At 70.7% G+C, this 11696-nt stretch carries 9 protein-coding genes; all 9 read left to right on the top strand.

Annotated elements, in window-relative coordinates; genetic code table 11:
• The first annotated feature begins 206 nt into the window (after positions 1 to 206).
• The 9 genes from DSX2_RS09750 (at position 207) to DSX2_RS09710 (ending at position 11484) form a co-directional block, all read left to right on the top strand.
• On the top strand, positions 207 to 1343 hold the full coding sequence (locus DSX2_RS09750) for an ABC transporter substrate-binding protein (protein ID WP_020880860.1): 1137 nt from the start codon (positions 207 to 209) through the stop codon (positions 1341 to 1343).
• Positions 1344 to 1402: 59 nt separating this feature from the next.
• Complete coding sequence (locus DSX2_RS09745) at positions 1403 to 2281, top strand: branched-chain amino acid ABC transporter permease (protein WP_020880859.1); 879 nt, start codon at positions 1403 to 1405, stop codon at positions 2279 to 2281.
• 1 nt (position 2282) lies between these two features.
• Complete coding sequence (locus tag DSX2_RS09740) at positions 2283 to 3344, top strand: branched-chain amino acid ABC transporter permease (protein WP_020880858.1); 1062 nt, start codon at positions 2283 to 2285, stop codon at positions 3342 to 3344.
• The gene (locus DSX2_RS09735; protein WP_020880857.1) at positions 3337 to 4167 is read left to right on the top strand and encodes an ABC transporter ATP-binding protein; all 831 of its coding nucleotides are present in this window, start codon (positions 3337 to 3339) and stop codon (positions 4165 to 4167) included. The genes DSX2_RS09740 and DSX2_RS09735 overlap by 8 nt, the downstream gene beginning before the upstream one ends.
• Positions 4167 to 4895: an ABC transporter ATP-binding protein gene (locus DSX2_RS09730; protein WP_020880856.1), complete on the top strand. Its 729-nt coding sequence runs from the start codon at positions 4167 to 4169 to the stop codon at positions 4893 to 4895. Before DSX2_RS09735 ends, DSX2_RS09730 begins: the two co-directional genes overlap by 1 nt.
• Before the next feature lie 45 nt (positions 4896 to 4940).
• Entirely contained in the window at positions 4941 to 6245 is a 1305-nt protein-coding gene (locus tag DSX2_RS09725) for a phenylacetate--CoA ligase family protein (RefSeq protein ID WP_020880855.1), read from the top strand.
• A gap of 297 nt (positions 6246 to 6542) precedes the next feature.
• Complete coding sequence (locus tag DSX2_RS09720) at positions 6543 to 7859, top strand: ABC transporter substrate-binding protein (RefSeq protein ID WP_020880854.1); 1317 nt, start codon at positions 6543 to 6545, stop codon at positions 7857 to 7859.
• Positions 7856 to 10366 (top strand): ATP-binding protein, encoded by a 2511-nt coding sequence (locus DSX2_RS09715; protein ID WP_020880853.1) that lies wholly within the window; start codon positions 7856 to 7858, stop codon positions 10364 to 10366. The genes DSX2_RS09720 and DSX2_RS09715 overlap by 4 nt, the downstream gene beginning before the upstream one ends.
• Positions 10367 to 10434: 68 nt before the next feature.
• Positions 10435 to 11484 (top strand): HDOD domain-containing protein, encoded by a 1050-nt coding sequence (locus DSX2_RS09710; protein WP_020880852.1) that lies wholly within the window; start codon positions 10435 to 10437, stop codon positions 11482 to 11484.
• The last annotated feature ends 212 nt before the right edge of the window (positions 11485 to 11696 follow it).

Here is an 11696-nt window from a genome sequence, read left to right as displayed (position 1 = left end):
CATTCCCGTGGACTTTCGGACCGTTTCGCGCTACGTCGCCTTGACTCGCGGACAATTCGCAGACTTCTCGCAGACGACTCGCAAACGACTCGCAGACGAGACCCGGGGCCCTGCGAGGCCCCCGGTTCAGGACAGTCCCAGGCCATACGGAGCGCGGCCGGGCCTTTTTCGCCCAAGCCGCAAAACCCCCAAACCGGGAGGAAGCCATGCGCGCCGCATCCCTGTTCCTGGCCCTGGCCGCCGCGATCTTCATCGCGGCCCCCTGTCACGCCGCCGAGCCCATCAAGATCGGCGCCATCTTTTCCGTGACCGGGCCGGCTTCCTTCCTAGGCGAGCCGGAGCGCAACACCGTGCAGATGCTGGCCGACGAGCTGAACGCCTCGGGCGGGCTGCTCGGCCGCAAGGTCGAGGTCATCGTCTACGACGACGAGACCGACGTGAACAAGGCCGTGCTCGCGGCCGACAAGCTGATCAAGAAGGACCGCGTGGTCGCGGTGCTCGGCCCCAGCACCTCGGGCAACTCCCTCGCCGTGATGAGCAAGTTCGAGCGCGCGCACATCCCGCTCGTCTCCTGCGCCGCGGCCGAGAAGATCACCTCGCCGGTCAACCCCTGGATCTTCAAGGTCGCGCCCTCCGACCGCCACGCCGCGGAGAAGATCCTCGAGGACGCGAAGTCCAAGGGCTACAAGCGCATCGCCATCATCACCGTGTCCGACGGCTTCGGCCAGTCCGGCCGCGAGGCGCTGAAGGAGCTCATCCCGGCCCAGGGCTTCACGCTCGTGGCCGACGAGTCCTACGGCCCCAAGGACACGGACATGACCGCCCAGCTGACCAAGATCAACGCCGAGAAGCCCGACGCCATCATCTGCTGGGGCACCAACCCCGGCCCGGCGGTCATCGCCCGCGAGCGCGTGCAGCTCGGCATGACCACGCCGCTGTACATGTGCCACGGCGTGGCCTCCAAGAAGTTCATCGAACTGGCCGGACCCGCCAGCGAGGGGCTGATCCTGCCTGCGGGCCGTCTGCTGGTCGCCTCGCAGGTGCCGGACTCCAACCCGGCCAAGGCCGTGCTCATGAAGTACGTCAAGGACTACGAGGCCAAGTACCACCAGCCGGTGTCCACCTTCGGCGGCCACGGCTACGACTCCTTCACCCTGGTCGCGGACGCCATCCGCGCCGCGGGCTCGGACAAGCCGCAGGCCATCCGCGACGCCCTGGAGAAGGCGGACATGTGGGGCACGGCCGGGCATTTCCAGATGTCCAAGACCGACCACAACGGCCTCTCCAAGGACACCTTCGAGCTGCTCGTCATCAAGGACGGCGACTGGAAGATCCTGCACTAGGGCCTTTCGGGGGCGGCTTTCGCCGCCCCCGAAGCCCGGCCCGCTTCCGGACCCGACGCATGAGCATAGCCGCCTACCTGCAGTTCCTCCTCTCCGGCCTGACGGTGGGGAGCACGTACGGCCTCACCGCGCTCGGCTTCACGATCATCTACAACACCACGGGCATCGTGAACTTCGCCCAGGGCGAGTTCGTGATGCTCGGCGGCATGTTCGGGGTCTGGTTCCTGCACCTGGGGCTGCCGCTGCCCCTGGCCCTGGTCCTGGCCGTGGCCGCGACCACCCTGGCCGGGGGGCTCATGGAGCGCCTCACCATCCGGCCGGTGCAGAACGCGCCGGTGCTCAACCTGATCATCGTGACCATCGGCGTCTCCATCTTCGTGCGCGGCCTCGTGCAGCTCGCCTGGGGCAAGGACACGCACATCCTGCCCGCGTTCACGGGCAGCGCGCCGATCATGGCGGCCGGGGCCGCGGTGCAGCCGCAGTCGCTGTGGGTGCTCGGCATCACGCTGGCGCTGCTGCTCGGGCTCAAGCGCTTCTTCTCCGGCACGCTCTGGGGCAAGGCCATGACCGCCTGCGCCTTCGACCGCAAGGCAGCCTTCCTGGCGGGCATCGCGGTCCGGCGCATGGTGCTCCTCTCGTTCATGATCTCGGCCGCGGTGGGCGCGGTGGGCGGGGTCATCCTCACGCCGCTGACCATGACCTCCTACGACGTGGGCATCATGCTCGGGCTCAAGGGCTTCGCGGCCGCGGTGCTGGGCGGCCTGGGCAACCCCTTCGGCGCGGCCGTGGGCGGGCTCATCCTCGGCGTGCTCGAATCCTTCGGCGCCGGGCTCGTCTCCTCGGCCTACAAGGACGCCTTCTCCTTCGTCATCCTGCTCCTGCTCCTCTTCCTCAAGCCGTCCGGCCTGTTCGGCAGAAGCTCCTCGGAGCGGGTCTGAGATGGGCCCCGGACGCGACGGATTCATGCAGGGCGGCTTCGCACGCGACCTGGCGGCCACGCTGGCCTTCGCGGCCCTGCTCCTGGCCCTGCCCCACGTGCTGGCCAACGACTACTACGTCTCGGTGCTGATCCTGGGCGCGCTGGCGGCCATGACCGCGGCCGGGCTCAACCTGCTCATCGGCTTCGCCGGGCAGGTCTCGCTCGGCCACGCGGCCTTCGTGGGCATCGCGGCCTACTCCTCGGCGCTGCTGACCACGCGCGCCGGGCTTCCGCCAGAGGCCGCCATCTGCGCGGCCGTGGCCCTGACCGTGGTCTGCGCCACGCTCATCGGCATCCCCACGCTCAGGCTCTCGGGCCACTACCTGGCCATGGCCACCCTGGGCTTCGGGGTCATCGTCTCCATCGTCTTCAACCAGGCGGTGGATCTGAGCGGCGGGCCGTCCGGCATGGTGGGCATCCCCAGGCTCTCGCTCCTCGGCTTCTCCTTCGACTCGGACCTTTCCTACTACCGCCTCGTGGCCTGCCTGCTGGCGGCCCAGGTGCTCTTCCTGCAGAACCTCATCCGCTCGCGCGCCGGGCGGGCGCTGCGCGCCATCCACACCTCGGAGGCCGCGGCCCGCTGCATGGGCGTGGACGTGGCCCGCACCAAGCTCTTCGTCTTCGTGCTCTCGGCTGGCTTCGCCGGGCTCTCGGGCGCGCTCTACGCCCACTACCTGGAGTTCATCGCCCCCTCGTCCTTCAACTTCCTGCACTCGGTGCAGTACATCGTCATGGTCGTGCTCGGCGGCATGGGCAGCATCTGGGGCGCGGTGGCCGGGGCCTTCTTCCTGACCGCCCTGCCCGAGTTCCTGAGCGCCTTCGAGGACGTGGAGACGCTGCTCTACGGCGCCATCCTCATCGCCTGCATCATGTTCCTGCCCGGCGGCATCGTCGGGACTATCGAGCGCGTCTGGGCGGGCCTCGCGGCCCGGCTGCGCGGCGCGCGGACGGGGCAGACCGGGCAGACCGGGCAGACCGGGCAGACCGGGAGCGCCGGGGCAGGGGAGGGCGGCAATGGCTGAGGCCGACGTGCCCGCGCGCGAGACGTCCGGGGCCCTCGTGCTCCAGGCCGAGGAGGTCAGCGTGCGCTTCGGCGGCGTGGCGGCCCTCACGCAGGCCTCGCTGCGCGTGGAGAAAGGCTCCGTCGCGAGCCTCATCGGCCCCAACGGCGCGGGCAAGACCACGCTCTTCAACGCCGTGACCGGCATGGTGCCCGCGGCCACGGGCCGGGTGCTCCTCGAGGGCCGCGACATAAGCGGCCTGCCCCCGCACGAGCGGGCGCGCGCGGGCGTGGTGCGCACCTTTCAGAACCTGCAGGTCTTCGGCAACATGAACGTGCTCGAGAACGTCATGACCGGCGCGCACCGCCGCCTGCGCTACACGGTGCTCGAGGCCGTGTGCAAGCTGCCGCGCTACTGGCGCGAGGAGAAAAAGGCCCGCGCCATCGCCCTGGACTGCCTGGATTTCGTGGGCCTCACGGACCTGGCCGGGGCCCCCGCGTCCGACCTGCCCTACGGCAAGCAGCGCCTGCTCGAGATGGCCCGCGCCCTGGCCGCGGACCCCGTGCTGCTCCTGCTCGACGAGCCCGCGGCCGGGCTCAACCCGCGCGAGACCAAGGGGCTGGGCGCGCTCATCCGGCGCATCCGCGACGAGCGCGGCGTGAGCGTGGCCCTGGTGGAGCACGACATGGACCTGGTCATGGGCGTGTCGGACAGCGTGACCGTGCTCTCCTTCGGGCGGGTCATCGCCCGGGGCACGCCCGCCGAGGTCCAGAAGGACCCCGAGGTCATCGCCGCCTATCTGGGCGGCGACGAGGGCGGCGACGAGGGCGAGGGGGACGCCTGATGCTGCGCCTGCGCAACGTGGACGTCTTCTACGGCAAGGTCCCGGCGCTGACCCGCGTCTCGCTCTCCGTGCGGCCGGGCGAGATCGTGGCCCTGGTGGGCGGCAACGGCGCGGGCAAGACCACCACCCTGGCCGCGGCCTCCGGGCTCCTGCGGCCCAGGTCCGGGGACATCGCCTTCATGGGGCAGGACATCCGGCGCATGGAGCCGGACCGCATCGTGGCCGCCGGGCTCTCGCACGTGCCCGAGGGCAGGCTCGTCTGGAAGCCCATGCGCGTGGAGGACAACCTGCGCCTGGGGGCCTTCTTGCGGCGCGACAGGCGGGCCGAGGTGGAGCGCGACCTCGAGGAGATCTACGCCCTCTTCCCCATCCTCGCGGAGCGGCGCCACCAGGCAGCGGGCACGCTCTCGGGCGGCGAGCAGCAGATGCTGGCCATGGGCCGGGCGCTCATGGCCGCGCCGCGCATGCTCCTCCTGGACGAGCCGAGCATGGGGCTGGCCCCGGGCGTGACGCGCGAGATATTTTCGCTCATCGTCAGGCTGCGCGAGGAGCGCGGCCTGACCGTGCTCCTGGTGGAGCAGAACGCCCGCATGGCCCTGCAGGTGGCGGACCGCGGCTACGTCCTCGAGACGGGCCGGGTCATCCTCCAGGGACAGGCGGACGAGCTCTTGCAGAACCGCGACGTGCAGCGCGCCTACCTGGGCCGCGACCTGGACGCCGAGCCCTAGGGCGCGGCACGCCGGGGACGGTCCGGAAAGACAAGGAGGCAGGCCGTGTATTTCGATCCCGAATACGAGCGCATGGACCGCGAGACGCTGGGCGACCTGCAGCTGGAGAGGCTGCAGTCCACGCTGACCCGCGTGGCGCGCAACGTCCCCCTCTACCGCCGCCGCTTCGAGGAGCAGGACATAGACGCGGACGACTTCCGCTCCCTCGACGACCTGCGCAATCTCCCCTTCACCACCAAGCAGGACCTGCGCGACAACTACCCCTACGGCCTCTTCGCCGTGCCCATGCGCGAGGTCGTGCGCATCCAGGCCTCCTCCGGCACCACGGGCAAGCCCACGGTGGTGGGCTACACGCGAAACGACGTGCGCCGCTGGGCCCGCCTGGCCGCGCGCATCCTCACCGCGGGCGGCGTGTCGCGCGACGACCTCGTGCAGGTGGCCCTGCACTACGGCCTGTTCACCGGGGGGCTCGGCTTCCACTACGGCTGCGAGGAGCTCGGCGCCTCGGTCATCCCGGCCTCGTCCGGAGGGACCAGGCGGCAGGTCACGGTCATGCAGGACTACCGCACCACCGCGCTTGTCTGCACCCCCTCCTACGCCCTGCACCTGGCCGACACCATGGACGAGATGGGGCTGAACACCAACTCCCTGTCCCTGCGCTACGGCCTGTTCGGCGCCGAGCCCTGGTCCGAGGGCATGCGCCGCGAGATCGAGGCCCGGCTCAAGGTCACGGCCACGGACAACTACGGCATCTCCGAGCTCATGGGCCCGGGCGTGGCCGGGGAGTGCCTGGAGCGCCGGGGGCTGCACGTCAACGAGGACCATTTCCTCTTCGAGGTCGTGGACCCGGGCAGCGGCGAGCCCGTGGCCCCGGGCGAGGTCGGCGAGCTCGTGGTCACCACCCTGACCAAGGAGGCCTTCCCCCTCATCCGCTACCGCACCGGCGACCTCACGCGGCTGCTCGACGGGCCCTGCCCCTGCGGCCGCACCTTCCGCCGCATCTCCCGCATCATCGGCCGCAGCGACGACATGCTCATCGTGCGCGGGGTCAACGTCTTCCCGAGCCAGGTGGAGGCCGTGCTCCTGGAGAGCGAGGGCCTCGGGCCCCACTACCAGATCGAGCTTTCGCGCGGCGAGTCCCACCTCGACGAGGCCACGGTGCTGGTGGAGGCGGCCGAGGAGAGCACGGCCACGGGCTCGGTGATGCTGCAGGTGGAGCACGTGAAGAAGGTCGAGAAGCGGCTCGCCTCGGAACTCGGCGTCTCCTTCAAGGTGCGCATGGTCGAGCCCAGGAGTCTCGCGCGCTCCGAGGGCAAGGCGCGCCGCGTGGTGGACAAGCGCAGCCTCTGACCCGTTTCCCCGGCGCATCCCCCCGCGCATCCCCCGGTGCATCCCCCGGCGGACCCCGCGCACCCGGCGGACCCCGCGCACCCGGCCCCCCGCGACGCGGTCGAGGTGATTTTTTCGCCTTTGGGGGCCTGTCCCGTCTTTCCCTGTGGGGGCAGGTGCTGCTATGCTCTGTGCGCTACCGATTTTCAGGATCCGCGGCATCCTTTCTCCCCGCCCGCTCCGTTCGCGCGGTCGGCCGCGGGGAGGCGGCGGGGACCGGCGAGATCCCGGACGAGGCGACCGGAACAGGATGGGGGAATGACCGGCCGGACGTACGCGCTCCTTCGCGCACCCTTCGGTGCACTTTCCGCTGTCTTTTCACGCACGTTTCCGTGCGCCTTCCTCTGCGCCCTCCTCTGCGCGCTCCTCGCCCTTCCCGCGCCGTCCGCGGCCGCCGGGCAGGACGACGGTGAGGTCGTGCTCGGCATGTCCGCGGCCTTCAGCGGTCCCTCGCGCTCGCTCGGCATGGAGCTCTACCGCGGCGCCATGGCCTACTTCGCCGACCGCAACGCGCACGGGGGCATCTTCGGCCGCTCCTGGCGCATCGAGGCGCGCGACGACGGCTACGATCCCGACCGCGCCGTGCGCAACACCATCGAGTTCCTCACCGACGACCGCGTGCTGCTCCTCTTCGGCTACGTGGGCACGCCCACGACCACCCGCGTCCTTCCCCTGCTCAAGGGCTTCTGCAAGCACGGCGGGCTGCTCTTCTTCCCCTTCTCCGGAGCCCAATCCATGCGCGAGCAGCCCTACCTTCCCTTCGTCTTCAACCTCCGCGACTCGTACCGCGCCGAGACCCAGCGCATCGTGGACACCTGCTGCGCCCTGCACCGCACGCGCATCGCCGTGTTCTACCAGATGGACGCCTACGGCCGCAGCGGCTGGGACGGCGTGCGCCGCGCCCTGGAGGCGCGCGGGCTCTCCATCGCGGGCGAGGCCACCTACGCCAGGGGCCAGGGATTCTCCGCCTCCATGGCCCGGCAGGCCGCGCTCATCGCCCAGGCCAGGCCCGACGCCGTCGTCTCGGTCGGCTCCTACGAGGCCAGCGCGGCCTTCGTGCGCGACGCCCGCGCCGCGGGCATGGACGCGCCCATTTTCCAGCTGAGCTTCGGCGGCGGCGAATCCATGCTCGCCCTGCTCGAACGCGCCGCCGGGCAGGATGGCCGCGACTACGAGCGCGGCGTCTTCGCCACCCAGGTGGTGCCGAGCTACGAGGATGCATCCCTCGAAGCCGTGCGCGAATACCGCGCCGCCATGGACAGCTACGCGCCCCCGCCGCCGCCCTGCGCGCGGGGCGAGGGATACGCCCCCCTGCGCTACAGCCTGGTCAGCTTCGAGGGCTTCCTGGACGCCAAGGCCCTGGACGAGATGCTGCGCGCCGTAGGGCGCATCCCCGCGCGAGGCGAGCTGGCCGCCGCGGTCGCCGCCGCGGGCGACCTCGACCTCGGCATCGGCAGGGCCCTGCGCTACAGCCCCACGGACCACCAGGGGCTCAAGGACGTCTACCTGACCGTGGCCCGCGGCGGCACCTTCGTGCCCGCGACCCCGGCCGACATCGAGAGGTGGCGGCAATGAAGCTCTCCCGCCTCTTCACCCGCACCCTGCTGCTGACCGTGGCCGTCTTCGGGGTCATCGCCCTGTGCAACGCCGTGCTCATCGCCCGCACCCTGCACCAGAGCATGACCCGCGAGTTCACGGCCAAGGGCGAGGCCGTGGCCCGCAGCATCGCCAACACCTCGGGCGAGCTGCTCCTGAACCGCGACGCCTCCACCATCCAGTCCTACCTCGACCTCTATCTCGAAATATCCGGCATCTCCTACGTCTTCGTCACGGACCCCAAGGGCGAGGTCCTGGCGCACACCTTCGTCCCGGCCATGCCCGCGGCCCTGCGCGGCCTGCATGACACCCCTCCCGGACCCACGGTGCGCACCGTCGGCGCCGACGGCAGAAGCTACATCGACGTGGCCATGCCCATCCTCGCGGGCGTGGCCGGGTTCGTGCACGTGGGCATGGACCAGCAGGCCATCACCCGCTCCATCACCCTGGCCATCCTCAAGCAGCAGGGCATCCTCGCGGCCATCATGGGGCTTTGCCTCATCGTCCTCTTCGTCCTCGTGAACCGCATCTCCCGGCCCCTGGTGCACCTCGCCGAGTACGCCAAGCGCCTGGGCGACCAGGACTTCTCGGCCGACGTGCCCATCGAGTCCGACGACGAGATAGGCATCCTGGCCCGCACCATGCGCTCCATGGCCCTGCAGATCCGCGGCCTGGTCTCGCGCCTGGAGCACGAGGTGCAGGTCACCCGCCACGACCTGCAGGACGCCCTGACCCACCTGCGGACCATCATCGACAGCCTGGCCGACGGCCTGCTCGTCATCGACGTGACCGGCCGCGTGGTCCAGTTCAACCCGGCGCTCCTCGAGATGTTCGGCTTCACCCCGGACACCGACCTCACGGGCAAGGACGCGCGGCTCATGTTCCCCTCGGACCTCGCCGCCCTGGCCGGAGAGGCCAAGGGCGGCCACGACGGCGCCCGCACGGCCGAGATCGCCCTGTGCGACGGCAACACCGGCAAGGCCGTGGCCCGGCCCGTGCTCGCCCGGGGCGAGGGCTCGCCCGCCTGCCTGGGCACGGTCATCCTGATCCGCGACGTGACCGCAGAAAAGGAGATCGACCGCATGAAGACCGACTTCATCACCACGGTCTCCCACGAGCTGCGCACTCCGCTCACCTCGGTGCTCGGCTTCGCCAAGATCATCGCCAAGCGCTTCTCCGAGATCGTCAAGCCCCGGCTCCCGGACACCGACCCGCGCACCGGGCGGGCCGCGCGCCAGATCGAGGACAACCTCGCGATCATCGTCTCCGAGGGCGAGCGCCTGACCGAGCTGATCAACGACGTGCTCGACATCTCCAAGATGGAGGCGGGCAAGATCGAGTGGCGCATGCGCGAGACCGACCTCTCCGGCCTCGTCCGCCAGGCCGTGGCCTCCATCCGGCCGCTCATGGAGCAGAAGGGCCTTGCCTGCCGCGTGGAGATGGCGGACAGCCTGCCCCTGGTCCGCATCGACCGCGACCGCATCATCCAGGTCCTGGTCAACCTGCTCTCCAACGCCCTCAAGTTCACCGCCCAAGGCTCGGTCACCGTGACCGCCGAGGCCGACAAGGGGCGCATCTACGTGACCGTCGCGGACACCGGCGCGGGCATCTCCGAGCGCGACCAGTCCGGCATCTTCGAGCGCTTCAAGCAGGCGGGCGACACGCTCACCGAAAAGCCCAAGGGCACGGGCCTCGGCCTGCCCATCTGCCGCTACATCGTGGAGTCGCACGGCGGCCGCATCTGGGTGGAGAGCGAACCGGGCAAGGGCAGCGCGTTCCATTTCACCCTCCCCCTCTCCGACCAGACCCGCGAGTTCGAGGCCGCGCCCCCGCTGGCCCAGAGCCGCCCCCTGAGCCCCTACCAGGTCCGTTGCCAGCGGGACGGCAACGGCACCCCGCGCATCCTCGTCGTGGACGACGAGGCGCACATGCGCCTCTACCTGCGCCAGGTCCTCGAAGGCGAAGGCTTCCTCGTGCAGGACGCCGAGGACGGCTTCAAGGCCCTGCAGGCCGCGGTCACCAACCCGCCCGACCTGATCACCATGGACCTCATGCTGCCGCACATGGACGGCGGCACCGTCATCCAGGCCCTGCGCTCGAGCCCGGCCACGCGCGACGTGCCCGTGCTGGTCATCACCGCCCTGGACGGGGGCGAGACCAAGGGGGCCGACGCCTCCCTGACCAAGCCCGTGGACGAGGAACGCCTGCTCGCCGCCATCCGCGCCTTGCTGCACGGCGGCCCGACCACCGGCGGCCCCTGCATGGTCCTCTCCAAGGGCGGAATCCGGGAATACGAAGGGCTGCCCATGATCTGCCAGGGACAGGTCGCCTACTGCGCCGTGGAGGAGATCGAGGAACGCCTCGCCCGCGGCTTCTCCGGCACCGTCTTCATCCCCTCCGGCCTCACCCGGGGGCTCGACCTCTCCCGCCTCGCCTCCTCCGGCCGCGCCCAGGTCGTCATCCTGCCCGAGGCCGAGCCGGGCTAGGCTTCCCCCGCGGCCTCCTTGTGGGCCGCCCCGTCATGCGCTAGACAGGGCGGAATCAGGAGAAGGCCATGACGCAGGAAAAACCCATTCCCGAGCTTCCCGAAACCGTCAGCGCCCTGGTCCGCCTCTGCTTCGACGACAAGGCCACGGCGGCCGAACTCGTCCGTCTCATGGCCGCGATCCCGGAACTGGCCGCGCTCTTCCAGACCATCGCCCGCAGCGGCTACTTCGGCGGCGGCTTCTGCGTGGGCTCCCCTGTCCAGGCCGTGGTGCGCACCGGCTTCCCCTTCGCCCGCAAATGGGCCGCCGTCTCCGCCCTGAGCAACCTCATGCGCTCGGGCGGGCACAGCCTGGGCACGAGCGACTTCTGGCGCCGGGCGCTCTGCCGCGCCGTGGTCGCCGACTCGCTCGAGGACTACTTCACCGCCCGGCCCCCAAGCGAAGCCTGCGTGGTCGGCTTCCTCTGGGAATCCGGCTGCTTCTTCGCGCCCCAAGGCTGCTCCGGCGGCACTGCCGCGCGCCTGAGCGCCCAGGCCATGCGCGTCTGGGGCGTGCCCGAGCGCTGCCTCGCGGACTTCGCCCCCGCACACTCGCGCCCGCCCACGCCCGACGATCCCCCCCTGTGGCGCTTCTGCCACGTGGCCGACACCTTCGCCCGCCTCTGCTTCGGCTCGGAACAGGACATCCACGCCTTCCTGCTCGACGCCCAGCAGCTCCTCGGCGTCCCCGAAACCGAGGTCGAGGACCTGGTCATCGGCTCCCTGGGCACCCTCTACGGCATCTCCGAAAAGCTCGTGGCCACGGACGACGTGCGCCAGGGACTGCGCGACCTCATCGCCAAGGCCAGCCACACCTTCCGCGACCTCTTCGCCAGGGTCGCCAAGGAGGCCCCGGAAAACCTCCCCACCCTCGAAACCCTCGACGTGGCAGCCGCCCGGCCCGCCCTGGAAGCCATGGCCCACGAGCTGCGCAACCCGCTCATGGTCGTGGGCGGCTTCGCCCGCCGCCTCGCCGCGGCCCTGGACAGCTCCTCCAAGGAGCACGAATACGCCCAGATCATCCTGGAGCAGGGCCGGCGCCTCGAAGACCTCTTCAGGGACATGGAGGCCGCCGGGTAGGGCGCAGCCGTGAAGATGCCTCCGGCGGCCAGGGAGGGGGCTGCGCGCCCCCTCCCTGGACCCACCCTGCGCAAGGGGTGACCCCTTGACCCGCTTCGCATGCGGGGGTTGGGCGGGACGGGCGGAAGGCCGCCTGGGCGTGGAAGGATTGTGCAGGGGAAGGCCTGGCGTGCGCGTCGGCTCGGTCGGGAGACCGGGCCGTTTTTTTCGCC

The sequence above is a fragment of the Desulfovibrio sp. X2 genome, assembly GCF_000422205.1.
In the GTDB taxonomy this organism is placed as follows: Bacteria; Desulfobacterota; Desulfovibrionia; order Desulfovibrionales; family Desulfovibrionaceae; genus Alkalidesulfovibrio.
This window is presented reverse-complemented; position numbering and strand designations above follow the sequence as displayed.